The sequence below is a fragment of the Flavobacterium limnophilum genome (genome assembly GCF_027111315.2).
Lineage (GTDB): Bacteria > Bacteroidota > Bacteroidia > Flavobacteriales > Flavobacteriaceae > Flavobacterium > Flavobacterium limnophilum.
This window is the reverse complement of sequence record NZ_CP114289.2, coordinates 1,572,802-1,599,740: the sequence shown is the minus strand read 5'-3', so window position 1 is coordinate 1,599,740 and position 26,939 is coordinate 1,572,802. Positions and strand designations below refer to the sequence as shown.

Below are 26,939 nucleotides of genomic sequence, written 5' to 3'. Positions count from 1 at the left end.
ATCTTTGTCTCTCATTGAAATTATAGAAATGGATCTCTATCAAAACAAGGTTGCCCACTATACCGAAGCATTGGAAAAAATCAATGCAAAGTACAATACCATCAGCATTTTACGTCTTTTAAGCATTTTTATTTGTTTGTTCTGCTTGTTTTACTACATCAAGACGAGCCAGATGGGTTATGCGGTTTCGGCTTTTGGCTCCTTTGCGTGCTTTATTTTGTTGATGCGAATTCATTCTCGTTTGTCTTTTCAAAAACAACTGACTTCGGCACTTTTGACCATCAACAACAACGAGATTTCCTATCTGAAGAGGGAAAAAATCCCGTTTGAGAATGGGGTGGAATTCAATGATTTTCATCATCCGTATGCGTATGACCTGGATATTTTTGGAGCACAATCCCTGTTTCAAAACCTGAACCGGACGGCCACTTTTATTGGCAAAAAGACATTGGCCAACCAATTATTGACTTTAAACGACAACGAAGCCATTCTCGAAAACCAAGAAGCCATCAACGAACTCAAAACCAAAGTGGATTGGCGGCAGGAATTTCTGGCTTTGGCTACCATTAGCCAAGACTCTAAAAGTGCTTATGATTCGCTATTGCATTGGAATAAAATCAAGAACAGTCCTTTATCTAAAGTGCTACTAACGCTTTCTTATGTGATGCCGGCCTTGTTTTTGGGGCTTTTGATTGCTTACTTTATAACAGACAAAAACGTTTTACTGGCCTATTTGACCTATGTTTTTATTGCCAACACCATGATTTTGGGGATGGCTTTCAAGCGCATTCAAGCCGAAATAGCCCAAGCGGAGAATATTGACAAAATCATAAAACAATACGGTTTATTGGTGCAGCAAATTGAAACCGAAACCTTTCAATCCAAAAAGCTTAAGGATTTGCAACAACAGTTGGTTTCCCATAATGCGAAGGCTAGCCAACATTTGAAAGCCTTGTCCGAGTTGTTTTCGAGCATGGACACCGTTGCGAATCTTGTTGTGGCCACTTTGTTTAATGGCACTTTTTTATACCACATCCACGTGTTGAAATCGCTCTTGAAATGGAAAGACAACTATTCGACGGAATTGGAAAGCTGGATGAACGTGATTGGCGCATTTGAAATGCTGAACAGTTTGGCGAATTTGGCGCACAACAATCCCGACTTTGTTTTTCCCGAAATCAATTCCGAATACAAGATTGGGTTTACTGATTTGGGGCATCCGTTGTTGAATCCCGCAAGCAGGGTAGGGAACGACACCCATTTTTATCCCCAATCGTTCGTGATTTTGACGGGTTCGAACATGTCGGGGAAAAGTACTTTTTTGAGAAGTTTGGGCATCAACATGGTTTTGGGCGGAATTGGTTCGGTGGTTTGCGCTTCGAAAGCGACTATTCATCCTTTGCCGGTGTTGGTTTCGATGCGATTGTCCGATTCCTTGTCCGACAGCGAATCCTACTTTTTTGCCGAAATTAAACGCTTGAAACAAATCATGGATGTGTTGGAAGAACAGCCCGCCTTTGTATTATTAGATGAAATCCTGCGTGGCACGAATTCGGACGACAAACGCAACGGCACCATTGAAGTGGTGAAAAAGATCATTGCCCAAAAAGCCATTGGCGCCATTGCCACCCACGACATTGAAGTTTGCTTGACGACGAATGCCTATCCCGACATCTTGACCAACCAATGCTTTGAAGTGGAAATTCGGGACAACGAATTGTATTTTGACTACAAGCTCCGAAACGGCATTTGCCAAAACAAAAGCGCGACCTTTTTGATGCAAAAAATGGGCGTGATTTAAGAAGGTTTGTGCGCGGAAATCCCTAATTTCAATCGATGGTCAAACTATCGAAAAGCATCTTGCTTTCTACCCTCAATTTTTCTGGAAATGAGCTTAAATTTGGAGTGGGACTAAGTGGGAGTATCTATGGCTTTGAGTGGGCTTTGAGTAGGCTTTGGGTGGGAGTAAGCATCTGGCTTTTTTTGTAAGTATTTCAGTATTTAAAAGCAAGCTGTTTTTATCTTTCCCATCGAATGTCTTTCAGTCTGGGGCGTTGTTTAGGGGTTTCATTTGGATAGCCCACGGTGAGCAGCGTCACGATTCTCATGTTTTCCGGAATCTTGAAATATTCTCGGATTTCGTCGATTTCGAAATGATGTACCCAGCAAGTTCCCAATTCCAGTTTGGTGGCCTGCAACACGATGTGTTCTATGGCGATGGCCGTGCTCAACAAGGCGATGTCTTCGCCCAGTTTGAGTTGGAAAGGAGCATTTTTGGCCGATTTCAGTTTTCCCATGTCCACCGGTTCCATTGATTTTGCTTCGATCAATTCTTGAAATCGGTCTTGGAGTTTGGCGTCGGCCGTGATGTCTGCCATTCCTATGATGATGAGGGGAGCGTTTGTGGTTGCCCCGATGCCATAAGCGGTTTGGGCCACAAAGGCCAGTTCTTCGGGTTTTTCCACTACCAAAGCCCTGAACGGTTGCAAATTGCAGGCCGAGGGCGCCAATCGTGCCGCTTCGAGCAACAATTCTATTTTTTCGGGTTCGACAATTTGATTTTTATATTTGCGAATGCTGCGTCTGTCAACGATTTCTTTTAAAAGGGAGGATGGATTCATTTTTTGGGTTTTAATTTATTGAGTATCGTTTCGATTTTTTAGACACAGATTGCACAGATTTGCACAGATTTTTTATTGGTGTAAAATTTTCTTCAGCCTAAAAATTGTTTCAAAAGCGATAGCTGTTTTTTTTATGTTATTTTTTTTAGGGTTACAGGGGACAGGCTTCATTTTGAAAAAAGTTGACCACAAATTGCACAAATTCACACAAATACAATATCTGTATTTCATTACACCAATTCTCAAAACAACTAAAATTTGTGACAATTTGTGTAATTTATGGCTGAAAATTTTAATTGCGAATGCCGTGGCACTGGGTTTTTTCCGTAGCTAGGAACCTACCACTTCACCTTTTTGTCAATAAAGCGTATCAATTGATCGGCCATTGCCTGTTGCTCCATTTTATTGGGATGGCCGCCCGTGTTTTTGTACGGAAAGAAAACGGAATATATTTTCCCGTCGTTCAATCCCGCGATGGCCTTCTCGATGTATCCCGGCCATTTTGATCCGGGTTCCGTGGCGTTCATGTTGCCCAAGGCACAAATGATATGGGCTTTGGGATATTTGACCCGAATGCCCGCCACGAAATCTTGGTAGGATTTTATGATAAATTCTTCTGTCGGTTTTGTTGTTCCAAACCTTCGCTTGAATTGTTCGTGGTTTGGATTGTTAACCAGCCAATAATCATTTTGGAACAAGTTGATGACCACCAGATCGGGCGTGTATTGGCTGAAATCCCATTTGCTGTTGGGGTCGGAAGGATCCAGGCGGTCATAGACTTCCGGCATAATTTCCGGAAACCAACTGACCATGATGCCGATACCGCTCCTGGCCACGATGGAGGATTGTGCGTTGAAATGTCGGGCAGTCAAGGCGGCATAAGTGTAATAGTTGTTGAAATACTCCGGTATTCCCGATTCCCTCATTCCTGTGGGAACGTCCACGCCATGTCCGGCAGTGATGGAGTTGCCATAAAATTCTATTTTTCGCTTGGGCAGTTTTGATGGTTTGAGCAGTTCTGATTTTCCGCCAATTTCGAAACCATATAAAATATTGGCCGAGGTATTGTTGGACAGTTTATACAGTTGCAACGAATGCTTGCCGTCTGGAAGATTTTCCGCAAGGGTAACCGTTTTTTTGGTGCTGTCCGAGCTAAATTTAAACGCTTTTGTGGCATCGTTGTCCACAATGGCATAAAAAAAGCCCTCTTCCCGGAGCGATTGCATGGTGGCCTTGATGCTTGTGCCGACGAAGTTAATCGTGGCATAACTGCCCGGCCAGTAAAAAGTTGCCGAGTCTTCGTTTAGTGCCACTCTTCCCATATAGGTGATGTTCTGGTTGTTGGGCTTGACCTGCAGTTGGCCAAAACCAGTTAGGCAAGTCAATGCCAACAGTAGCGCAAGGATGTATTTTGAAAAAATAGTCATAACAGAATTTCTAGAAGTTTAGGGATGGATTAGGTTGCCCAATAGTGCAAAAATAGTTGGCGTGTTTCTTGAGTGTGCTGGAATAGGGGCATTGTGGACTCTTTTTTTTGAGGATTTAAAAATACGCAATTTGGCAGTAGTGCGAGCATTTTGTTATCAACAAAAAACATTGGTAAAAACCTTTCAAGAAGTTTGAAACGGGATTGTTTTTTTATAAAATGCACAACGATTTTTCAACAAAGGATAAATATATGACGTGAGCAACTTATTTGATTTAGCTAAGCTGAACTTCGTTTCTCCCGTTGGTCGAAATAACACAGTGGCGACAAAATTCGGGAGACTTACGCAGTAATACCAAATTTTAAGAACGTTTATTTAAGGAACAGTTCGAATAGCTGGGAAATCACATAAGTTGCTCTCGATTGTTGCTCTCGATTGTTGCTCTCGTTATGTGATTTCTCCTTCGTCGAAATGACACAGTGGCGACTAAATTCTGGAGACTTACGCAGTAATACCAACTTTAAGAACGTTTACTTTTAAGGAACAGTTCGAATCTGGGAAATTACATAAGTTGCTCTCGATTGTTGCTCTCGTTATGTGATTTCTCCTTCGTCGAAATGACACAGTGGCGACTAAATTCGGGAGACTTACGCAGTAATACCAACTTTAAGAACGTTTATTTTTAAAGAACAGTTCGAAAATCTGGGCAGGCATTTATATTTTATTATTATCGTCTTTCTTTATTGCCAGTTCTTTTTGTTCTTTGGCCACGGCTTCAACCCATTCTTTTTTATTTGCGTCATTTATGGCAAAATCATAATATTTTACGGCTTCGTCGAAATTTCCAATTCTTCGTTCCATCTCGGCAATTAAATAATAGATATTGGCAAATACCGTTTTGTCTTCGTATTCGTTATTGGCTAAAGAAGCGATTAAATTATTTTTGGCTTTTAATTGTAATTCTTTTCTAAATTCAAGTTCTTTTTCATTGTCACGAATTAAATAGGATCCGGTGAGATAACAAAAAGCGATTTCATTTTTTTTCTTTTTTTGTATTTCTTTAATTTCGGCTGCAATCAAGCATTGTTGTGCTTCACCAATTTTTGTTTCATTGAATTTGGTTAAGTACTGCTTGATTGTATTTTTTTCTTGCTCATTTAATTTCACCTTAAAGTCATCAATGTAGCCTGAAAAGTGACATATAGGACAAGTGTTTATCAACTCTTCATAATGTTTTCCAATGGCTCCTTGTTGTTGAAAATCTTTAAAAGAGCCAAAAGTTGTCATGCTCATGGTTACACAAAAGCTGACTTTTTTTCCATCAATTGGACATTCTACTTTCTCTTCTTGGCAAGTATAGGCATTTGCAAAATTTTGCCCAAGAAAAAGAATTATTGTTGTCAGAATAAATTTTCTCATTATTTATTATATTGGTTTTTATTTATTTTTCAATTCCAGTTTTTTTAAAACTTTCAATCCGTTGGGGAGGAGGTTGTCTGTTGGAATGGGTACGAAGTCGGGAGACTTCGCAGCAAAACCGGACTTTAAGAACGTTTAATTTTTAAGAACACTTCGAATAGCTGGGGCAAAATTGCATTTTAAGGACGTTTATTTTTAAAGAAAACTTCGGATCTGGTGTAATCAATCTAAGTAAGTTATCGCTTGACGCAAAACCCTTACTATAAGCAGTCCTATTTTGTTTTCAATCGATAATTCCAACTTCTATTTATATACCCTTTACTCTCAAATTTTTCGTGTTTCCTTTCAGTTACTTCATTTGAAGAAAAGTTATATTCAGTTACTTCATTCGTTATTCTTTTTTCCTTAATTCCAAACTCTGCTGAAACAAATTGATTTAGTAATTTGTCCTTTGAAACTAAATTCAGATTTCTATTAACTGCAATTGAAGCAATTAATAAATCATTCCAACAATTTCTAAAATCATCTTTCAGAGAATGATTTAAGAGAAATTTGTTTAGTAACTCAAGAGCTAAATCGACGTCTATTTGTTCAAGAGAAATACAATTCAAGTTGTTGTCTATTAAAAAATTGTATTTGGAATATATGTCTTTGAAATCTTCTTTTGCAAGGAAATTAATTGAAGCCTTTAAAAGCTCATTTTGTTTATTGTTGATTACTTGTTGAACAGACAGATTATTATACAAATTGTAACTCGGAAAGTCATTGTTAAATTCAAAAGTTACACAATCCGACAGTCTTTTGTTGAAAGCCCTATTTTTATGAAACTTTGAAATCAAAATACCGAAATGGAAATTTAAGCCGCTGTTCAAAGGGATATAGAACTTAGCTGAATTTGTGTGAACTTTTTCAATATTTTTTAAAAATTCAAGAGCATTAACTGAACTAATATTTTTGTCCCGAATATCAATATAATATTTCGGGTTTTTAAACTTATAATATAAAATATTTGTGTCAATGATTTCCATAGTTGAAATTCTAAATTATTATTTCCAAGCCCTGCACATTCATATTTTAAATTCCATATTTTTTATGAAGGTTGTAATTTATCTTTAGTCTCTGAATTATTTTCTTGCCATTCAAAATAATCTTCAGGAAATAATTTTAGCATTTCTATTTCTGTTTCCTCATCAAAAAAACGATATGGAATATTTTGTACAAATCGATATCTCAATAGTAAACCTTTATCCCACCAAACTTTTCCTATTGGAGTTAAAGAATTAATAAAAAGTAATGCTTGTTCGTGTGTAGTAAGCTGCGCTCTAATTGTCTTAACATATTCATATTTATCAATTTTTGATGTTTGATTATCAACATAACATACTGTTTGATATAAATGTCTATAATAATGCCCGAGCCTAGATTGGTGTCCTTCAAATGGAACATATTTCAAATTTCTATTCTCTTTTATGCTTTTTTTTGTTTCACTATTATTTAATGCTTTTTCGAATCTATTAACAAAGTCAATATCATAATCTATTAATGCTGCTTTAAGCATTCTTGATGAATTTGGTCCAACTCCAAAAAATAGTGCATAATAAGAAATTACAAAAAGTTCTTTTTGTTCAAAACTCTGATTACATTCTTTTGAAATTTTTAGAGTTATTTTTAAAATTTCTCGAAATTCTCTAATAAGGATAACAAATATTTTTTTTCCTAAATGTTCTTTCAAACCCATTTCCGAAACATTATCACGATGCATCTTAACAAGTTCAAAATATTTAGTTTCAAATTTCTCAATGCTTGAGGATGTTCTTTGGTCTTTAAGAGTTGAATAAAGCAATACGATACTGACTAGTGTAAATATTGAACCAATAAATCCGCCTACAAAATCTCCAAGATGAGCTGCACCTTCAATATTTAAAGTATCAGTTTCTCTATAAACATCTGCAAAAAATATTAAATTTATAGTTATAAGACCCCCTAAAATAATCAATGTTTCAATCATATTTTGGTTAAACCAACTTTGTTTTTTATATGTTTCGTAAGGAGTTTTCTTTTCTGACATTTCGTTTTTTTAATTGCTTATAAACTTTTTAACCATAAATCTTCTATTTATACACTCAGATTCGGTTAGATAGATTGGCGAAAGTTTATTTCGTTTTTCAAATATATACAATTCAGATTACAAATTATCTAAAATAATCTTTTATTTCTTACAAAATTTTTACAGCCAAAACTGCATAAAAAAATCCCCAACTGCATACACAATCAGGGAATATTTTTGTTTAAAAAAAGTTCTTTTAAGCCGCACAAATGCTGTGTGCCATCGTGCTGATTTCGATGATGGCTCCTTTTAAATCGATGAGTTCGGCTTCGGTAGGTGCCACGGTATGGTATTTCTCGATGGAACAGATGGATTGGATGTTTTCGTATTGCAGGATGCGGTTCTTGAGTTTTTCGTCCAGGGGGATTACCGTTTCCAGTCCGATAATCAGGTCGGTGTAGGTGTGGTTTTGGGGCAAGGCTTGGTGAAAATCCATGATGGCCATGATGTAGGCTTCCAAGGACATCGATATCAAATTGTACCGCACTTCGGTGCCAAACCGACTGATGCCACTTTTGGGCGTTGACGCTTTGAGGTATTGGTCGCCTTGCAGCAACCATGTTCTCCAATTTAGTTTATTTTCGCTCATAACTTTGTTTTTTAATTTGTTGGGTGTATTTTTTTAAACGCATAGAAACATAGTTTTTCTAAATTTAGAAAGGCGTTTCACTTTATTTTAGAATGCATAGTTAGGCAACTACATCATAGTCGTAATTCAATGTCAATTTTTTTAAACGCATAGAAACATAGTTTTTCTAAATTTAGAAAGGCGTTTCACTTTATTTTAGAATGCATAGTTAGGCAACTACATCATAGTCGTAATTCAATGTCAATTATTTTAAACGCATAGAAACATAGTTTTTCTAAATTTAGAAAGGCGTTTCACTTTATTCTAGAATACATAAGCTATGTGAACCCAAGAATTGGGCTATCCAACTCTTTTTTTCTATGTTTCTATGCGTTTCCATTTTTCTTTGTTTATAAAAATAATTGGAGACAAAGGGGTTTTTATAAAAAATGAATATTTACTTCTTCGCCTTTTTGTTCGAGGTTAAAACTTCCCTTGAAGGTGAGTTGGCATTTTTGTTTGAGGCTGGCAGCGGTTAGTTTGTCTTCCAGATCTCTTTGGTCGGCGGGATTACAATCTTTGTGGAAATAGCCAAAAAAATGGGTGGCCTTGGCATCGTCAAACTGGATGATGAAGGCCGTGTGATCCGGAAATACCAGGTCGTCATAGGCGTAAGAAACTTCCAAGCCGGTGGCCTCGTCAATAATGGTGCGTACTTTTTCTAAATCTCTGTATATCATGATATTTGTTTTTTTTAATGGGCGTAATTCATTGTTTTTAAACACATAGAAACATAGTTTGTGTTGATATTTAAAGGCGTTTCACTTTTTTTTAGAACGCATAAGCTATGTGAACCCAAGAATGGAGCTATTCAACTCTTTTTTCTATGTTTCTATGCGTTTAATATTTAATTGCATTTGACGGTGGGTCAAAGCAATAAAAACCACATTTTTATTTCTTGGAAAACCTCGGCTTCTTCATAGGTTTGGCATTGCACCAATTGCATGTTTAGGGCATCTTCAAACTCCAGCTCGCTGAAATTTAACAGTAGCAGCAATTTTTCTTTCGAATAATTGGAGCAGGCGGTTCTTAATTTTTCACTCCTGCTTGCCGCGTGTACGAATTCTAGTGCTTTGCTTAGTGCCATGGTTATAAATTTATTATTGCAGATTTTTGATCAACGATTATTTGACCGTCACTTCGAGTGGTTTTTAATAGTAATGCGACAGCTTTACTATCAAAAATTGTATCGAGAAGCCTTAATGATTGTAGCGTTCTCGATACATTTTATTAAAAAAGCTGTCGCATTTTTTAATAAAACACTACCATTGACGTTTTTAATAAAAATAGTTCTCGATACAAATTTTCTAAAAAAGCTATTCGCATTTTTAAAAAATTCACTCGAACTGACGATAAGCTACTAACGTCATTTTATATTGTTTTTTTAGAATAAAAATTCTATCTCGAACTGACGAAGACAAATCATTAATTTGATGAAATTGTTCTCAAAAATCCATCTCCGTCTATTTTATTAGTTGCAATTCGGCCCACAGGAGGAGGAACTACAGGAGCTACAAGCGGAACCGGCTGCGCCAAAATGCATTTGGTGCGAGAAGGATTCCAGTTCGTCGTTCAAGAAAAACTCGATGTTTTTTTCGAGGCTCTTGCTTTTGGCTTTATAGACCAGCAAACCGCTCTCCTTGAACAATCTCAAGGCAAGGAAAGGAATCTGGCTGGTGATGATGGTGTAAATTCCCTTGCGTTTCAGGGACAGGCTCAAGGTGTCTTCGGAATTGCTGATGTCCTTGTTCTTGAACCATTCGTAGCTGCTGTTCAGGGTGTTGTACACACAAACGTGTTCGGTGTTGTGAAAGCCTTTGGCCATGCTGTATTTGCCTTCGTTGTCGTCGATTACCGGGATGATGATGTTCATTTTTTCTAGGGATTAAATTCAACTTCAGTTCTTGTTTTCAGGAACAAATGGATTGTTCGTATAGGTTCATTACGTCCGTTTCGGTCAGCGGTCTTTTCCAGGAGGATGCTTTTTGCTTGACCGCCTTCAAAATATATTGCACTATATTCTCGTCGAAATGGAGGTTTTTTTCTTTAAAAAAATGATGGATGGAGGCTTTGCCCGAATGCTTGCCAAAACAAAATCCTGCATTCTCCCGTCCAAAATCCAAAGGGTTGATGAATTGGTAGGAAGCCCTGTTTTTCAGGATGGCCGAGGTGTGTATTCCCGATTCGTGGGTATGCACTTTTTCGCCAATGAGTGGTTTGTTGATGGACAATTTCACGCTGGAATTTTCCGCCACATAGTTGCAAAGCGTCGAAATGATTCGGGTGTTGTACGTCCGGTTGTTTTCTTTGTAGGCCAAATAGGCGATGAATTCCTCCAACACGGAATTGCCCGCTCTTTCGCCCAAGCCGTTTACGGTGGCGCTGATGCATTTGGCTCCCGATTGGTAAGCCGTGATGGCATTGGCGGTGGCCATTCCCAAGTCGTTGTGTCCGTGAAATTCGAATTCCATGGTCGGGAAACTGTTGGTCAGTTCCAAAAACAATTGCTGGATTTCCAATGGCGTCGAAATGCCCACCGTGTCGGCAATCCGCACCCGATTGGCTCCGTTTTCCCGGGCACAAAAGATGTATTCTTTCAAAAAAGGGATGTTGGCTCTAGTGGCATCTTGCGCTCCAACGGTAGTATGCGAAAAATAATGGGAAGCGTATTGGGTCGTTTCCGCCAATTTTGCCAACACCCATTTTCTGGATTTTCCCATGGTTTCCATCTGGATGTCCGAAACCGGCAAGGAAATATTGATGGAGGTCGTACCTAGTTTTGTTGCTTCTTGAATGTCTTCCAGATTGGCCCTGCACCAACTTGAGGTTTTATAGGAGAAGCCCGCCGAGGCAATGGCCTTGATAGTGGTTTGTTCTTCCTTGCCGATGGCGGGGGTTCCTATTTCGACCTCATCAACGCCCAATTCGTCGAGCATGGCGGCGATTTTCATCTTTTCTTTTCTGGAAAAAACAACTCCTGGAGCTTGTTCTCCATCTCGTAGCGTGGTGTCTATTATGTAGGGTGTCATGGGAAAGGTTTTTAAGTTAAAATTAGCACGGTGATTTTTTTTAAACGCATAGAAACATAGCTATTGTTGGTTTTTATTAGTCGTTTCACTTGATTTTAGAATACATAGGCTATGTTGAAACCAAAGTATTGGTCGATCTCATTTCTTTTTCTCTTCTTTATTTCTATGTGGTTTATTTTTTTTTAGATTAATTGAAATTTTCATTAATTACACCCAATGGGTTAAAAAATCAATTTAATGCTGGCCATTACCAAAACGGTGGCCAAGATGTAGCGCAATTTGACTTCCGAAAATTTAAAGCTGCCCGACCAAGCTCCCAGAAAACCTCCCGCAAAGGCAACGGCTATCCAAAGCAGTATCATTGGCGACAGCTGCAGTCCAGAACTTAGCGTGCCCAACAAACCCGTCACGGAATTCAACCAAATGAAGGCTGCCGATACCGCTGCGGCCTGTTTTAAATTGGCCCAGCCGAAAACAATCAGTATTGGTCCCAAAAGGATGCCTCCGCCAATTCCGATCATTCCCGAAAAAAGCCCTATGACCGCTCCAATGAGCAGAGCGATAGTAACGTTTGGCGTTTTGAGATCTTGATCGGGATCGGATTTTGGCTGAAACAACATTCGGGCAACGGCAATCAGTAGACAAACTCCCAGCGAGATTTTGTAAAAGGTCGGGTCGATGGAGAGTTTGGCTCCAAAAAAAGCCGCGGGCATCGAGGCGAGGACAAAAGGGAACAATATTTTCCATTTGAAATAACCGCCTTTACAATAACTGTAAAAAGATACGCCAGCCACGAATAAATTCAGGACCATGGCCGAAGATTTCATGGTTGCGGCTTCCACGCCAAATATTGCCATCAAGGCCAAATAGCCGCTGGCTCCACCGTGACCGATTGAGGCATAGAGAAAGGCAACGACAAACAGGATAATCAAAAAAAGAGGTTCCATAATCAAGAGTTGTTAATTGGTAAAACGTTTTCTACAATCAGGCTACTGCAAAAGGATTCCTCCTGACTTATCCCGTTTAGGTTTTAAATTTACTGTGATAAATTAATTTAAATGTACGCGTCTGTTCGAGTGTTTTATTAAAAAATGCGATAGCTTTTTTTAATAAAATGTATCGAGAACTCCAATATTGAAAACTTCTCGATACAATTTTGAATAGTAAAGCTGTCGCATTACCATTCAAAATCACTCGAAGTGACGGTGCTTTTTTTTTCCAGTAAAATCAAAAGCAAAACGGTATTAATCGGAGATTAAATAGGCTTCCACCGCCTTGTTGTCTTCCAGTGCGTCCAATACTTCGTCAATTTTTTCTTCGGTGGTGATTCCTCCGTACCAATAATTATTGGGTTGGATAATAATCACGGGACCTTGAGGACAAATGTTAAGGCAGGCCGTCGTGGTCACGGCAACATCCAAACCCCTGTCGGCGGCTTCCTCGGTGAGGTATTGAATCAAATCGGACGAACCTCTTTTGAGGCAGGTGCCTTTGGCTTCCCCCACCATTCGGTAGGAGTTGCATAATAGTATTAAATAATCCGGCTTTTTCATTTTGATATTTTTTTTTGAGTGAATGAAATGTATTTTTTTAAACACATAGAAACATAGCTACTGTTGATGTTGTTTAGTCGTTTCACTTTTTATAGAAAATCATAGCTATGCGAACCCAAGAAATGGGCTATCAAACTCTTTTTTTCTATCTTTCTATGTGTTTCAATTTTTTTATTGGATAAAAAGTCAAAGTGTGCATTAGAGTTTTAAAAAACTATCCGCAACCCAAGGCATTGCCACCGCAACTGCTGCCGCATTTGGTCATGGTGGTCTTGATTACCGATTTCAGCTTGATGCCTTTGTAAACCGCATCGAGTCCGTCGTCAATCAAGCCCGACATTTCCACCACGGCGATTCCCACTTTTTGAAGCAAATCCACCGGTTTGGCTCCCACGCCGTTGACCAAGATATACGAACAATCGTTCAGTTTTTTGGCGAGGTTGATCCAGCGCAAGTCTCCCATTCCTTTTGGAGGAGCCAATCGCTTTTCGACCAATTCATAACCCGTGTCGGTTTGTTTGTAAATTAGAAAGTCGTCCGCTTCTCCCAAGTGTTTGTTGATCATCAAGCCTTCGTAACTGGCGATGGCCACGTAGGGTCTTGTTTTGTCAATCGCTGTCGGCATCACGGAACATTGTTCAATCAATTTGTAGGCTCCGGTGTCGTCTTTTCCCAGCATTCCTGCGGCATCGGCTCGGCAACGGGCGCAATGGGTCATTGGTTTTATGAATTTGTGGATGGAGCGAATGATGTTTCGAACCATTTCTCCCGTTGGTTTTTCAAGGCCTTCCATAGCACTTCCCTCGGTTGGAATTAGCGGAATGCAGTTCATAGTCGTGGCACCCAATTCGGCGACTTTTTCAGCGACTTCTTCCATTTCGGTTTCGTTGACTCCGGGAATGATAACGCTGTTTATTTTTACGACAATGCCTTTGGCCACCAGGGCTTTCAAGGTTTCTCCTTGTTGGCTCAGCATTACTTTGGCGGCTTCGATGCCTCGATAGACTTTTTTGTCGTGACGCACCCAGGTGTAGATTTTTTGCAGGGTTTCCAACCTGAAACTGTTGATGGTCAAGGTCACGTGGGTCACATTTAATTCCGCAATTTCATCGATGTAAGGCAGGACGTTTAAACCGTTTGAAGAAAGGCAAAATATTTTGTCGGGAAACTCTTTTTTGATCAATCGAATGGATTCCAATGTTTTTTCCGGTTCGGCAAAAGCATCTCCAGGGCCTGCAATCCCGATGGTCGAGATGTTCGTGATTTTTTGCGAAATGGCCCGGATGTAATTCAGTGCCTGAAAAGGTTTCAAAATGGAACTGGTCACGCCAGGGCGGCTTTCGTTGACACAATCGTATTTTCTGTTGCAATACCCACATTGAACATTACATTTAGGCGCTACCGGAATATGAATTCGGGCATATTTCATTTTTGCTTCCTTGTCAAAGCAAGGGTGTACCTTATTTAAAGCTGTCGTGTTTTCCATGTTCTTGTCTTTTAATGGTTCTGTACTGTTCAATTATAGTTATTGTTTATGCTGGAATTCTCGGTTACATGTACTTGTATCCCACCGGCGAATGATCCTGCATTTGTTGAATCAAGATGTTGGCAATCATGTCAAACAATTGTTGCGTTCCTTCGTAACCAATGTGTTTGATGCGTGCTCCGCCCAATCTGTCGTGAATGGGGAAACCCACTCTGGCCAAGGGAATTCCCAGTTCGCGAGCGATATAATAGCCTTTGCTGTTGCCAATGAGGATGTCAGGTTTCAATTCCTTGCAGACGGTGGCTATTTCTTCAAAATCGAAATTGTCGTGGATTAGAATATCCGTTCTGGGGTTGATTTTTTCCTGAATCACGGTTTTCAACAGTCCGCTGTCGCCACCCGATGCACAGAGCACGGTTTCGATTCCGATTTCTTCCAAGAAGGCAATCATGGCAATCACGAAATCTTCTTCACCATAAACCACTGCCTTTTTTCCAAAGACATATTTGTGTCCATCCACATACGCATCCACTAATTTTCCGCGTTGTTTGGTATATTTTTCGGGCGTTTTGGTGTTTGCTAGTTTTTCGAGGGCTTCAAAAAAAGCGTCCGTGGCCTTGATGCCTATGGGAATGTTCAAATTGATTCGAGGCACATCAAAATCGGATTCCAAAAACTCGGCTGCCGATTGCGAATTGGGATTTGATTTATTCAAAATATACCCCAATTCCAGCGATGCCTTGGCGCAAGCCGTATCCTGCAGTTCCTTGATGGTGGTTCCGCCTTTGGGCAATTTTTCGTATTCGCCCGTATATTCATTGTCCAAAATATCGGAATAATCGGGAACCATGACGGCGTTGATGGCCAGGTCTTCGAAGATTTCTTTCAACAGTTGCAAATCGGCTGGAGAGAGAAAACCCGGAAAAATATTTACGCTGTGCGCCACTTGATTTCTGGTAGCAAATGCTTTGACCAGCGACAAAACCGTGTCGTGAAAACCGTTGATGTGTGTTCCCATAAAACTGGGGGTGTTCACGAATACCAATTCCGGCAAGTTGGGATTACCTTCATTTTCGGTTTTGTATTTGTGGATGATTTTGCGCATGTCGTCCCCAATCACTTCACTCAGGCAAGTGGTGGCAATGCCGATTATTTTGGGATTGTATTGTTCCGTCACGTTTTTTATGGCGATGAACAAGTTGTTCTCGCCTCCAAAAATGGCTGTTTCTTCGGTGAAATTGGTCGAAGCAATGTCCACGGGTTCTTTGTAATGGCTGATTAAATAGCGTCTGATGTAGGTAGCACAGCCTTGTGAACCATGAATCAGTGGCACACAACCTTCGATTCCCTTGAAGACGATGCTTCCGCCCAATGGTGTGCATACTTTGCAGGCGTTGCGCGTGGAGGTAAAGGCTTTTTCTTTTTCGATGATGTCGATTGCTTTTTCCATGGCTATTTGTTTTTGGTGAATTGAAAAACAGGACTCATTGCGGTGGCGTAAATTTCCTTGGCGAAATTCAGCATCCCTTCGTAACCCGCCAAAGCCAGTTTACGTTCGTGGTTGTGGTCGCAAAATCCCAAGCCCAATTTATAGGCAATGGGTCTTTCCTTGACGCCGCCAATCAGGATGTCGGCGTTGGTGCGTTTGACCAATTGGGTTAATTCCAAAGGGTTGGTGTCGTCGACCAAAATGGTTCCTTCATCACTGAGGTTTTTCATGGTCAGGTAATCTTCCTTGTTTCCTGTTTGGGAACCCACGACCACCGTTTTTACGCCAATCATTCGCAAGGCTTTTATCAGCGAAATAGCCTTGAAAGCGCCACCCACGTAGATGGCCGCTTTTTTTCCCTTCAGGGCTTTTTTGTAAAATTCGAGTTTGGGCAATAAATCGCTCACTTCGGTTCGAACCAATTCGATGGCTTTGTCCATCATGTCCTGGTTGTCGAAAAAGCGGGCTACATTATACAGCGCATCGGACATGTCTTCTATGCCAAAATAGGAAACTCTCAAATTCGGGATTTGATATTTCTTTTCCATTTGCATGGCCAGATTGCTCATGGAGCCGGAACACTGCACAATGTTCAACGCCGCTTTGTGGGATTGACGAACGGCATCCACGCGCCCATCGCCGGTAATGGTGGCCAAAATGTGAACGCCCATTTTTTCGTAATAATCGCGCAATAAATACAGCTCGCCGGCAAGGTTGAAATCGCCAATAATGTTGATGCTGTTGGGAATCGTTTCCTCATTTCCCTTGGTTCCAACGAGTTTCATCAGCGCATCACAGGCGACTTTGTAACCGTCTTTTTTGGTACCGGCAAAACCGGGTGCTTGTACCGTTATCACTTCAATCCCTGTTTCTTTGGTCACGTTTTTGCAAACGCTTTCCACGTCATCTCCAATCAAATCGACAATACAAGTGGAATACACGAAAGCCGCTTTGGGTTTGTATTCGGCTATCAATTCGACAAGGGCGCTTTTCAAGGTTTTTTCGCCTCCAAAAATGACTTGTTTTTCCTTGATGTCCGTCGAGAAACTAAGTCGGTGGATTTGCGGTCCCGACGACAACGAACCCCTGATGTCCCAAGTGTAAGCAGCGCAACCAATAGGTCCATGCACCAAATGAAGGGCATCGGAAATAGGGTAGAGCACCACCCTAGAGCCGCAAAACACGCAAGCTCTTTGGCTCACGGATCCTGCCAGACTCGATTTGTCGCAACTTAGTTCATGCGAATCCGTACCCTTGGTCATTATCTGGTTTTGTCTGCCTTTAAGTATCGATTCCATGTGTTTTGCCTTTAAATTATTGATTCATTTTATCGCTTTTAAACCACTGTATGTATCATTTTTACATTGTTAATTCGAATTCAGATTCAGAGGATTCTGCATCTTGTTTGTCCATGATTAATCCCAGGATTTTTTCCAAAATTCGAAGACCTCCCATATAGCCCAAAGTCGGAAAATAGGAGTGACCCACGCGATCCAGGATTGGGAATCCCATTCTCAGGAACGGCGTGTTTTCATCTCTGGCAATGTATTTGCCGTAGGTGTTTCCAATCAACAAATCGACACCTTCTTCCTTGATCCATTGGTGCAACAAATACATGTCGGCTCCCAAACCGTTTTGGAATTTGGCTTCGGGAACAATTGGCAAAATCATTTCTTCCAATCTTCTGTGCATTTTTTTGCCAGGAGTACCTGAAACGATGTACACCGGTTTCATGTTCATGTCCAACAAGAACTCGGCTAGTGGAATCAGTTGGTCTGGATCTCCAAACAAGGCCACGCGTTTGCCGTGCAAATACTGTTGCATGTCGGTAATCATGTCGACCAATCTTCCTCTTTCGGCAGTGATTTCGTCGGGAATGCTTACTTCTGCCAATTCTGACATTTTCATGATGAAACGGTCGGTGGCCCTTACTCCAATGGGTAGGTCGGTCACTTCAAACGGCACCTTGCATTTGATGTTTAATTTGGTGGCTGCATCGGCCGTAGCCCATTCGCCAAAAGCCAAAGTCGCTTTGTTGTCGCCGGAAGCAATCAGGTCCGGAATTTTGGTTCCGCCTTTTGGATACATTTCGAAAGTACCCGTTTGCGGTGCATCCACCACGTCGGAAGTGTCCGGGAAAAGCGTGAATGGAGCTCCCATAAGTGTCGCGATTCTTTTTACTTCCCTCATGTCCGATGGTTCCACCCAACCCGATATGAGGTTTATTTTGTCGTTTTTAACTCCCGTGGAAGTGGCCAAACATTTCACGATGCCGCTCACCATATTGGAATATCCCGTAACGTGGGAACCGATATAACTAGGCGTGTTGCAATAAATCACGTATTTTCCTTCCGGGATTTTGCCATTGGCATTGGCTTTTTCCACAATTTGCGTCAAGTCGTCCCCAATGGTTTCCGATAGACAAGTGGAATGAACAGCAATGATGTCCGGTTCGTAAATGGTGAAAATATTGTCGATGGCTTCCATCAAGTTGGCTTGTCCGCCAAAAACGGAAGAACCTTCGGTAAACGAGCTGGTTGCTGCCATAATGGGTTCCTTGTAATGTCGCGTCAAGGCCGTCCTGTGGTAGGAGCAACAACCTTGCGAACCGTGACTGTGCGGCAGGCATCCGTGAATTCCGAGGGCGGCATACATGGCTCCCACGGGTTGGCAAGTTTTGGCTGGATTGATAGTTAAAGAAGTCCTTTCTACTATATCTTTTGTGGTATGTCTTAATAACATAATTTCTCTAATTTAAAGTTTATAAATGGTATTGTCACTGGGTCTCCACCCAGCTTTTTAAGCTGAGTGGGCCAATTTTGCCACTAATCCAGGCTGGTTTTTCCAAGGCGGTGGAATCAATCCCCAAATTTTGGTGTTCACCATTTTGTCGATATCCTTGTAGAAATTGACGGCACCCCTAAAACCGGCATAAGGGCCTCCGTAATCGTAACTGTGCAGCTGTTTCAACGGCACGCCATATTTTTGGATGACGTATTTTTCCTTGATACCTGCACCAATGATGTCCGGTTTGTAGTATTCAATCAGTTTCTCCGTTTCCCAGTGTGAAATGTCGTCGATAACCAAACTGTTTTTTTCCATGTCCGGCATCATTCCGTCATAATGGCTGAATTCATACCCATTGTTTGCCAATGAAGATTTTTTGTCCACCAAATCTTGTCTCCAAAGTTTTTCGTCCTTGGTCACTTCGAGTTCTTCGATGTTTCTGCTGTCGGCGTCAATCTTGATGCTGTCAATCACTTTTCGACCTTCGTAATCGTCACGGTGTCCAAATTCGTAACCGGCAGAGATGGTGCGCATTCCGATTTCGCCAAACAATTCTTGGTAGTGGTGTGCTCTTGAACCTCCCACGTACATCATGCACAATTTGCCTTCGGTTCGGCTTTTCACGTCTTCGATGACGGCTTTCACTTCGAGCATTTCCCTTTCGATGATGGTTTTGGCTTTGGCAATCAGTCCTTCGTCTTCGAAATATTCGGCAATTTTCATCAAGGATTTGGCCGTGGCATCGGCTCCGATAAAGTTGATTTTTATCCAAGGAATTCCGTGTTTTTGTTCCAACATTTCGGCGATGTAATTGATGGATCGGTGGCACATTACGGCATTCAAATCGGCCATGTGGGCATTTTCGAATTGATGGATGCTGGAGTTACCGCTAAAAGTTGAAACCAAGGTGATTCCCATTTCTTCAAAATATTTTTCGATGACAAAGGAGTCTCCACCGATGTTGTATTCACCCAGCAGGTTCAATTTGAATTTTCCTCCCGGATCTTTGTCGTTCAAACCAATCACGTGTTTGAATATTCCGTTGTTGGCGATGTGGTGACCGGCCGATTGGCTAACCCCTTTGTAACCTTCGCAACTGAATCCAAAAATGTTGATGCCCAATTCTTCTTTCATCTTTTTGGAAACCGCATGCACGTCGTCACCGATTAATCCAATTGGACAAGTTGAAAACACGCCGATGGAATGGGGTTTGAATATTTCGTAAGCTTCGCGAATGGCAGCTTCCAATTTTTTTTCTCCTCCGTACACGATGTTGGTGTCCTGCATGTCTGTCGAAAAACAGTAGTTCATGTAGTTTTCGCCATCCAGACCGGCATCGGTTTGGTTTCTTCTGGTAAGCCAAGCGTAGAAAGAACATCCAATTGGCCCATGCACGATATTGATGATGTCGCGGGTTGGCCCCAATATTACTCCTTTGCAACCGGCATAACAGCAGCCTCTTTGGGTAATGATTCCCGGAATGGTTCGGATATTTGATTGCATTACCTGATCTTCTTCTGGATCATTGGTTACCAAAGATTTGGATCTCTTTTTCCCTACTTTGCTAGGGTATTTGTTTAAAATTTCCTCAATTAGATCCGATGGATCGGGAAATGCATTTGTTTTAGTATCTATAGACATAGTTTTCGTTTTTAGTATTAATCCAATACGCTGTCGCCAAACTCACCCGTACGAATACTAAGTGCTTCCGATGTGGGCAGTACAAATATTTTTCCGTCACCCGGAGCGTTGGTTCTGTTGGCATCCATGATTACTTGCACGGCTGTTTTGACTTTTGAATCGGGAACGGTAAGGGTAAGCAATCGGTGCAAACGAAGTCTTGGTTCAGGCCCCAAAAGCGCGATGGCTTCGGGTTGGTTGTTTTTCACGCCTTCCATGACTTGGGCATCCCATTTTCCTTTTCCGCGTCCATACACTTGGCCTGTGGCGGTAAATGATGGAATGTCGGCATCGGAAAGTGCTTTTTTCGTTTGGTTCATGGTGTGAATTCTTAATATGGCGATGATGGTCTTCATAGTTGTCGAATTTTAAAGTTCTTTGGTGCCACGACTGATGGTGTAGGCTTCCTCTACCGGAGACACAAATATTTTTCCGTCTCCGTAAGCTCCTTTTTCGCCTGTTCGTGCCGATTCCATGATGGTTCTTATCGAAAAGTCTTTGTCGTCGTCGTTGACCACAATCATTAGCAGGTCTTTCGGGATTTCGTCATAAGTGATGTCACCTATTTTAATTCCTCTTTGTTTTCCACGTCCCACAACGGGCACTCTTGTCACGGCAACAAAACCGGATTCGAACAAGGCTTTAATAACAGTTGGAGATTTCTCCGATCTTACAATGGCTCTAATTAATTGCATAATGCTGTTTTTTTTAAATGGTTTAATGGATTAATTCAAGATTCCGAATTCGATAAGCAAGCCTTCCAATTCTTCAATTTCAAGAGGAGTAGGGACTACAAACATTTTGTTTTGGTCAATTTTGCGTGCCAATTGTCTGTATTCGTCCGCTTGTTCGTGGGTCGGTTCGTATTCGATTACCGTTTGTCTGTGGATTTCCGCTTTTTGAACCATGTTGTGACGAGGCACAAAGTGAATCATTTGGGTTCCCAATTTTTTGGCCAATTCCTCGATCATTTGGCGTTCGTTGTCCACCAAACGGCTGTTGCAAATCAAACCTCCCAATCGAACGGCTCCGGCTTGTGCAAACTTCACGATCCCTTTGCAAATGTTGTTGGCCGCATACATCGCCATCATTTCTCCGGAAACCACGATGTAAATTTCTTCGGCTTTTCCGTCACGAATCGGCATTGCAAATCCACCGCAAACCACGTCGCCCAATACATCGTAAAACGCATAATCCAAAGCCTTGTCAGAATCATAAGCTCCCAATTGTTCCAACATGTTGATGGAGGTGATGATTCCACGACCCGCACAACCCACTCCCGGTTCCGGTCCGCCAGATTCGGTGCAACTCGTGTTTCCGTAACCCGGTTTCATGATGTCTTCCAATACCACGTCTTCGCCTTCTTCCCGCAAGGTGTCCAATACCGTTTTTTGGGCCAATCCTCCCAAAAGCAAACGAGTTGAATCTGCTTTGGGGTCGCAACCGACTACCATTACTTTTTTTCCCATTTCGGCCAAACCAGCCACCGTGTTTTGTGTTGTGGTCGATTTACCAATGCCACCTTTTCCGTAAATTGCTATTTTTCTCATAATAAAATTATTTTAATGAATGTTTGAAAGGCATTAGCCAAGCACTATGCCAATACAATTGTTTTAGGGAAAGAGGTGTTCTTTATAATTGTACAAACCATTGAATTGTAATGGATTAAAAAGTTTAATATTTTTTTTGGAGCTATTTTTATTTGATTTCAACTTTACATAAATGTAAAATTTCAGGGGCATTTTTACATAATCGTAAAAAATAAGTATTGCAGAATTATTATTAAAATTTGAAATATGACGAATTAAAATGACTACTATTACGTTTTCGTTATTTAAAATTATCAAAATCGGATATTTCATTAAAAATTCCGTATTTTTACAATCGATGAAATGCTTCGCTAAAATGAGGTAAAACAAAACCAATTTCCAATGTCCACAGTATTAGACGATACCATAAAAGAAGGCTTTAAAAGTCACTATTGCCATAAAGCCGGACGATTCTGTAAAGGAGACACCGAACTACCACTTTTGTTTGAAATCAGCACGATGATCAACAACAGCCGGTTTATCAAGGACACCCTGGATCCCATTATGGAGTTGGTAGCCAAATATCTGGATGCCGAACGTTCTATTTTGTCGATATTGAATCGGGAAGTTTCCAAGATCTTGATTGAAGCCTCCTATGGTCTTTCACCTGCCGTCAAAAAGCAGGGAAATTATTTGGTGGGGGAAGGGGCAACCGGAAATGTCGTGAAAAGTGGCGAACCCATTTTTATCGACAAAATCGAATGTGCCCACGGTTTTGCCAACAAGACAAATATGGAGCTCAAAACCAAAACCAAAAAGGACATTTCCTTCATTATAGTTCCCATAAAAGTAGATTTTGAAATCGTGGGCACCTTGAGTATTTTTAGGGTTTATGACGAGCGAGTGAACAAAAACGAGCTGATTCGGATTCTTTCCGTGATTGGTTCGATGGTGGGGCAGGCCGTAAGGGTCAGGCAAGACCGAATGGAATATATTGAGCGTTTGAAAAGCGAAAACCAGCAATTGCATCTGGAATTAGAAAACCGTTTTTTGCAGGAGAACATGGTCGGGAATTCGTCCAAACTTCGGGAAGTTTTCAAACAAATCGAACAGGTTTCCAAAACCCAGGCCACGGTGCTTATCCGAGGCGAAAGTGGCGTGGGGAAGGAGTTGATTGCCGATGCGATACATTATAAAAGTGACAGGGAATCAAAACCCTTCATCAAGGTGAATTGTTCCGCCTTGCCGGAATCCTTGATTGAAAGCGAATTGTTTGGCCATGAAAAAGGAGCCTTTACGGGCGCTTCCGAAATGAAAAAAGGAAGATTCGAATTGGCCGAGGGCGGTTCCTTGTTCATTGACGAAATAGGAGAACTTTCGGCACCGATGCAAATCAAATTGTTGCGCGTGCTCCAAGAAAAAGAATTTGAACGTCTTGGCGGTTCCAAAACCATCAAATGTGACGTGAGAATCATCACGGCCACCAACCGGAATCTGGAAAACGCCATTGTCGAAGGGAAGTTCCGGGAAGATTTGTACTACCGACTCAACGTGTTTCCCATCTATATGCCAGCCTTGCGGGAACGATTGAGCGACATTCCGCTTTTGGCAGACCACTTTATCCAAAAAGCAAACAAGAAAAACGGCACCCATATCCTGCGTATTTCTTCCTCGGCCATCGATGCCTTGATGATTTACCATTGGCCGGGAAACATACGGGAATTGGAAAATTGTATCGAACGCGCCGCCATTATCAGCAGCGACCAGGTCATCCGGATAGAAAATTTGCCACCCACGCTTCAAACGGCACAATCTTCAAGCACTTTCAGCAAGGGAACGCTTCAAATTATCGTGGAGAAAGTCGAAAAACAATTGATCATCGATTGTCTCACGGACAAAAAAGGGAATGTTTTGCAAACCGCCAAACAACTCAGCATTTCCAACCGCAAACTGGGCTTGCGAATCGATAAATACAATATTGACGTGGACAAGTATAAGGAGAAGGTGGGGTGAGATTTGGGGTTTTCTTTGGAATTGTCAAATCATCCTAAATAAAAACCAATTTTTGATTAAGTCAATTGTTTTTAAAGCCGTTGTAAGTAAGTAAGTCGAAAGTTTAAATGTCGTAAAGTCAAAAGGAGCAATATTTCAAATAGTATTTAAAATCAATCTGTTGCGTCATTTTGTCTAATTTTAAAATACGACATTATACAATAGTTGTTACTTAGTATTTGTATTAGCAGTAGTTTTTTTGTTTATTCCGCTAATCTGTTTTCAATATCCATTCTTTCGTGTAAAACTCTAACGACTTCAATTTCATTTGTTTTGTCTTTTTTAAAGAAAATTAAATGTGATTTTACTTTTGAATAGCTATATGATTTTCGAATTTTCCCAAAGTCACAAGCCATATCTATATTATCGACGATATATTCAATTTCGTCAATGATTAAGTTATAATATCGATCTGCTTGTTCGACAGACCAATTTTCTGCCGTATAAATCCAAATGTTATTAATATCTTCTAATGCCTTTTCACTAATTATATACTCAGGCACTATTTTTGAAAATTAGCTTTTAGCATTTCGAGATTTTTATTGCGGTCAAAATTCCTGATTTTACTACTCTTTTCACCAATTTTTAGTTCATTGATTAGAGATTTTGTTTTAGTTTCTTCTTGCTCAAAAACTCTTAAAGCAGTTCTGACAACTTCACTTACTGAACTGTATTTTCCTGTGGAAATTTGTTCATTAATAAAGTTTTCAAAATAGTCTCCTAATAAGATTGATGTATTTCGTGCCATAATTTTTATTTTTACCAAAGATACCAATAATTGGTATTAAAATCAAATTTTTTCGATTTTTGCGCAAAAGTTACTTCTAGCGTTCTGGTACTGCTGCGGGTTTGAGACTAAATTAAGCCCATTATTCGGATTTGCTACACGAGCGATAGTTAACAGGCGAAGCAAATCACCCAAGATACAAAACCAACTTTCCATTAGGCCAATTGTTTTAAAGCTGTTGTAGTTGTTAGACGGTTTATTTATTTAAATGTTAAAGAGTGGAATGGAATATCCATTAAGTCTGAATGTATATTTCTGTCGTTACTCATAAAAGTTATTATTACGTCGGCTACATTATTTCTATGTAAACAAACTGCTTGACCATATTTATAACCCTTTCCAAATTCACAATTAAATTCAAAAAATGAACTTCCACCATAATCAGCATTAAATTCTTTTTTTACCGCTATTGTTGGAAAATCTCCAATATTAACCATTTTTCCATTAGTCATATTCATTACATTCGATCTCATTATTCCCATATACAAATTGTTTGGATTAATCATTATTGTATTTGGGTCGTTTTTTGACTTTTCATATTTTTCAAACATTGTTTTCAAAGGAAAAATAGAATATCGGACTTCCATTGTTTGATCTTTATTAATTATTGCGAATGTATATTGTAAATCTCTATTCTCTTTGATTTCTTTTATTTTATAACCAACAGGCATTTCAAATTTTAAACCTGAAAGAGAAGCTTGCTTTTGAAATTCTTCTAAAGTTAATGTTTGGCAATATGTAATAGAAGAACAAAATATAAGTAATGTGATTGTAAGTATTTTTTTCATTGTGTTTTTTGTTTTTTTTTTGTCTTTTTTAAAATTTCAATTTACAACTAGATTTATTCGCGATTATGTTCACGGATTTGCCAAATCATCCCAAATCCGTTGTAGCATCTATGTTATAGACAGTGTTTTCTTTCTTACTTAGATTAGGCCTCTTTAGTCATTATAAGTTTGTCTAATTCTATTTTATTATAGTCTTTAAAAATTAAAAAATAATATACGATTAGATATAAATACAAAACAAGAACAGTATGAGTTTCGATATTCAAAAGACTCTTTACAAAATCGGAAAATGAATCAAAGTCAGTCACATTATATAAAAAAAAAAGTACAAGGATTATGTCTGAAACAAGTGAAGCAATTATAGTCCAAAGTTTTCTTTTTAATATTTTCATAAGAAAAGCTATGAAAAAACTGATAAATATTACAGCGCTAGCTAAATTTTCAGATTGTCCAATCGAATTTTTGTACATAAAGACTGTTAGATATGAAAACAAAGCTAAAATCGTAGAATTTAAAACTGAAAGAATAGTTAAGATTAGTAAACTTTTGCGGTTCATTTTTATTTTGTTATTATTTAGGAATGACAAAATTGTCAACTCGTTCAACTTCGTCTTCAGTAATATTGGCTATAACTCGTTTATATATCTGACATAATCACATAAAACCCTCCAATTTTAGGTAGATTGTAGTGACAAACGTCATACCTTCATTTCATTTCAAATATATACAATTACGATTACAAACCATCAAAAAAAAGATTTTATTTCTTACAAAACTTTCAACGCATACACCATAAAAAATCCCTAACTGAAACAACAATCAGGGAATTCCATTATTTGAAAACTGTTTTTTTTATTTGGAAGGACAAGGCAGGTCGGAATTGTAGCAATCTCGGTAGAGTCGCCATTTTCCGTCTTCCATTTTGAAAAGTTCAATAGATTTTCCGGAGTCCAGTATTTTTCCGTCTTTGTCCGAGAAGGTCCATTCTTCTTCGGCCGCCATCATTTCTTCGTTGCCCCATATTTCGATGGTTTTCATCGTGAAAGTTGGCATTTCGCCCTTGATCCAGTCACTGAATACTTTTTTAATTGCGGGTCTTCCAATGATTGATTTTTCATTTGCACCCATCATTTTGGCATCTTTAGTGTAGCAATTTGCCAAAGTAATCGAATCGCCTTTGTTCATGGCGATGACAAATGTTTGACCGGCAGTTTCTATGGCTGCTTTTGCTTCCTCCAAATTGAATGCCGGTTTCGTTTCGGTCGGTGCTTCCGTTTCTTTTTTGCAACTGAGGGTTAGCAAAATTAAGGTCGCTAAAAGTACTTTGATTAAATGTGTTTTTCTCATGGTACAAGGGTTTTGGTTAATATTTACTTAAAGATATAAACAATTGATTCCCAATACACTTTTATATGTAATAATTTATTAACAAAAAAAATCCGCTTTGCTTTCACAAAACGGATTTCCATATATTTAAATATTCTAAAAGCGACTGTCTCTCGATTGCGCCCGAGAAGACATTAGAATTGCATCGGCAAATGTGGTCATGTTGGCTTG

Annotated in this window: 26 protein-coding genes; 2 read left to right on the top strand and 24 right to left on the bottom strand. The window is 39.8% G+C overall.

Going from position 1 to position 26,939, the window contains the following annotated elements:
• The first annotated feature begins 28 nt into the window (after positions 1-28).
• On the top strand, positions 29-1,801 hold the full coding sequence (locus tag OZP13_RS06640) for a MutS-related protein (RefSeq protein ID WP_281299090.1): 1,773 nt from the start codon (positions 29-31) through the stop codon (positions 1,799-1,801).
• 217 nt (positions 1,802-2,018) lie between these two features.
• On the opposite strand, the gene OZP13_RS06635 is transcribed toward OZP13_RS06640, so the two are convergent.
• The 20 genes from OZP13_RS06635 to nifH all read right to left on the bottom strand — a co-directional run bounded on the left by OZP13_RS06635 (position 2,019) and on the right by nifH (position 21,776).
• The gene (locus tag OZP13_RS06635; protein ID WP_281299089.1) at positions 2,019-2,621 is read right to left on the bottom strand and encodes a nitroreductase family protein; all 603 of its coding nucleotides are present in this window, start codon (positions 2,619-2,621) and stop codon (positions 2,019-2,021) included.
• A 338-nt stretch (positions 2,622-2,959) separates the two neighbouring features.
• Positions 2,960-4,048 (bottom strand): SGNH/GDSL hydrolase family protein, encoded by a 1,089-nt coding sequence (locus tag OZP13_RS06630; protein ID WP_281299088.1) that lies wholly within the window; start codon positions 4,046-4,048, stop codon positions 2,960-2,962.
• A gap of 714 nt (positions 4,049-4,762) precedes the next feature.
• Positions 4,763-5,467, bottom strand: coding sequence for a DUF2225 domain-containing protein (locus OZP13_RS06625; protein ID WP_281299087.1), 705 nt, complete (start codon positions 5,465-5,467; stop codon positions 4,763-4,765).
• 272 nt (positions 5,468-5,739) lie between these two features.
• A complete protein-coding gene (locus OZP13_RS06620; protein WP_269243076.1) occupies positions 5,740-6,495 on the bottom strand; it encodes a hypothetical protein in 756 nt (251 codons plus the stop codon).
• A gap of 62 nt (positions 6,496-6,557) precedes the next feature.
• Positions 6,558-7,535 (bottom strand): putative phage abortive infection protein, encoded by a 978-nt coding sequence (locus tag OZP13_RS06615; protein ID WP_281299086.1) that lies wholly within the window; start codon positions 7,533-7,535, stop codon positions 6,558-6,560.
• Between the two features lie 235 nt (positions 7,536-7,770).
• Positions 7,771-8,163 (bottom strand): hypothetical protein, encoded by a 393-nt coding sequence (locus OZP13_RS06610; RefSeq protein WP_269243073.1) that lies wholly within the window; start codon positions 8,161-8,163, stop codon positions 7,771-7,773.
• 419 nt (positions 8,164-8,582) lie between these two features.
• A complete protein-coding gene (locus tag OZP13_RS06605; protein ID WP_281299085.1) occupies positions 8,583-8,882 on the bottom strand; it encodes a hypothetical protein in 300 nt (99 codons plus the stop codon).
• 188 nt (positions 8,883-9,070) lie between these two features.
• Positions 9,071-9,289, bottom strand: coding sequence for a hypothetical protein (locus tag OZP13_RS06600; protein WP_281299084.1), 219 nt, complete (start codon positions 9,287-9,289; stop codon positions 9,071-9,073).
• Between the two features lie 384 nt (positions 9,290-9,673).
• The gene (locus tag OZP13_RS06595; RefSeq protein ID WP_281299083.1) at positions 9,674-10,075 is read right to left on the bottom strand and encodes a NifB/NifX family molybdenum-iron cluster-binding protein; all 402 of its coding nucleotides are present in this window, start codon (positions 10,073-10,075) and stop codon (positions 9,674-9,676) included.
• Positions 10,076-10,112: 37 nt separating this feature from the next.
• Positions 10,113-11,231 carry a homocitrate synthase/isopropylmalate synthase family protein gene (locus OZP13_RS06590; RefSeq protein WP_281299082.1) on the bottom strand — a complete coding sequence of 373 codons (1,119 nt, stop codon included), beginning with the start codon at positions 11,229-11,231 and terminating at the stop codon, positions 10,113-10,115.
• A gap of 221 nt (positions 11,232-11,452) precedes the next feature.
• Positions 11,453-12,178, bottom strand: a complete 726-nt coding sequence (locus tag OZP13_RS06585; RefSeq protein WP_281299081.1) for a sulfite exporter TauE/SafE family protein — start codon at positions 12,176-12,178, stop codon at positions 11,453-11,455.
• Between the two features lie 297 nt (positions 12,179-12,475).
• On the bottom strand, positions 12,476-12,784 hold the full coding sequence (locus OZP13_RS06580) for a (2Fe-2S) ferredoxin domain-containing protein (protein ID WP_281299080.1): 309 nt from the start codon (positions 12,782-12,784) through the stop codon (positions 12,476-12,478).
• Between the two features lie 214 nt (positions 12,785-12,998).
• Positions 12,999-14,303, bottom strand: coding sequence for a NifB/NifX family molybdenum-iron cluster-binding protein (locus OZP13_RS06575; RefSeq protein ID WP_281299079.1), 1,305 nt, complete (start codon positions 14,301-14,303; stop codon positions 12,999-13,001).
• A 31-nt stretch (positions 14,304-14,334) separates the two neighbouring features.
• Positions 14,335-15,720, bottom strand: a complete 1,386-nt coding sequence (locus OZP13_RS06570) for a nitrogenase component 1 (protein WP_281299078.1) — start codon at positions 15,718-15,720, stop codon at positions 14,335-14,337.
• A gap of 2 nt (positions 15,721-15,722) precedes the next feature.
• Entirely contained in the window at positions 15,723-17,057 is a 1,335-nt protein-coding gene (gene nifE, locus OZP13_RS06565; protein ID WP_281299077.1) for a nitrogenase iron-molybdenum cofactor biosynthesis protein NifE, read from the bottom strand.
• A 61-nt stretch (positions 17,058-17,118) separates the two neighbouring features.
• Positions 17,119-18,501 carry a nitrogenase molybdenum-iron protein subunit beta gene (gene nifK / locus OZP13_RS06560; RefSeq protein ID WP_281299076.1) on the bottom strand — a complete coding sequence of 461 codons (1,383 nt, stop codon included), beginning with the start codon at positions 18,499-18,501 and terminating at the stop codon, positions 17,119-17,121.
• 57 nt (positions 18,502-18,558) lie between these two features.
• On the bottom strand, positions 18,559-20,187 hold the full coding sequence (locus OZP13_RS06555) for a nitrogenase component I subunit alpha (protein WP_281299075.1): 1,629 nt from the start codon (positions 20,185-20,187) through the stop codon (positions 18,559-18,561).
• Between the two features lie 17 nt (positions 20,188-20,204).
• Entirely contained in the window at positions 20,205-20,582 is a 378-nt protein-coding gene (locus OZP13_RS06550; RefSeq protein ID WP_281299074.1) for a P-II family nitrogen regulator, read from the bottom strand.
• Between the two features lie 12 nt (positions 20,583-20,594).
• The gene (locus tag OZP13_RS06545) at positions 20,595-20,921 is read right to left on the bottom strand and encodes a P-II family nitrogen regulator (protein ID WP_269243055.1); all 327 of its coding nucleotides are present in this window, start codon (positions 20,919-20,921) and stop codon (positions 20,595-20,597) included.
• 30 nt (positions 20,922-20,951) lie between these two features.
• A complete protein-coding gene (nifH, locus tag OZP13_RS06540) occupies positions 20,952-21,776 on the bottom strand; it encodes a nitrogenase iron protein (RefSeq protein ID WP_281299073.1) in 825 nt (274 codons plus the stop codon).
• A 381-nt stretch (positions 21,777-22,157) separates the two neighbouring features.
• Between nifH and OZP13_RS06535 the strand changes: the two genes are divergently transcribed.
• On the top strand, positions 22,158-23,768 hold the full coding sequence (locus OZP13_RS06535) for a sigma-54 interaction domain-containing protein (protein WP_281299072.1): 1,611 nt from the start codon (positions 22,158-22,160) through the stop codon (positions 23,766-23,768).
• A 242-nt stretch (positions 23,769-24,010) separates the two neighbouring features.
• Here OZP13_RS06535 and OZP13_RS06530 read toward each other — a convergent pair whose 3' ends face one another.
• From OZP13_RS06530 to OZP13_RS06515, 4 genes are all read right to left on the bottom strand, one after another.
• A complete protein-coding gene (locus OZP13_RS06530; RefSeq protein WP_269243053.1) occupies positions 24,011-24,310 on the bottom strand; it encodes a type II toxin-antitoxin system RelE/ParE family toxin in 300 nt (99 codons plus the stop codon).
• Positions 24,310-24,555, bottom strand: coding sequence for a type II toxin-antitoxin system ParD family antitoxin (locus OZP13_RS06525; protein ID WP_100433598.1), 246 nt, complete (start codon positions 24,553-24,555; stop codon positions 24,310-24,312). Before OZP13_RS06525 ends, OZP13_RS06530 begins: the two co-directional genes overlap by 1 nt.
• A gap of 239 nt (positions 24,556-24,794) precedes the next feature.
• Positions 24,795-25,382 (bottom strand): hypothetical protein, encoded by a 588-nt coding sequence (locus tag OZP13_RS06520; RefSeq protein WP_269243052.1) that lies wholly within the window; start codon positions 25,380-25,382, stop codon positions 24,795-24,797.
• An 852-nt stretch (positions 25,383-26,234) separates the two neighbouring features.
• Positions 26,235-26,729, bottom strand: coding sequence for a YybH family protein (locus OZP13_RS06515; RefSeq protein WP_281299071.1), 495 nt, complete (start codon positions 26,727-26,729; stop codon positions 26,235-26,237).
• Positions 26,730-26,939: the final 210 nt, after the last annotated feature.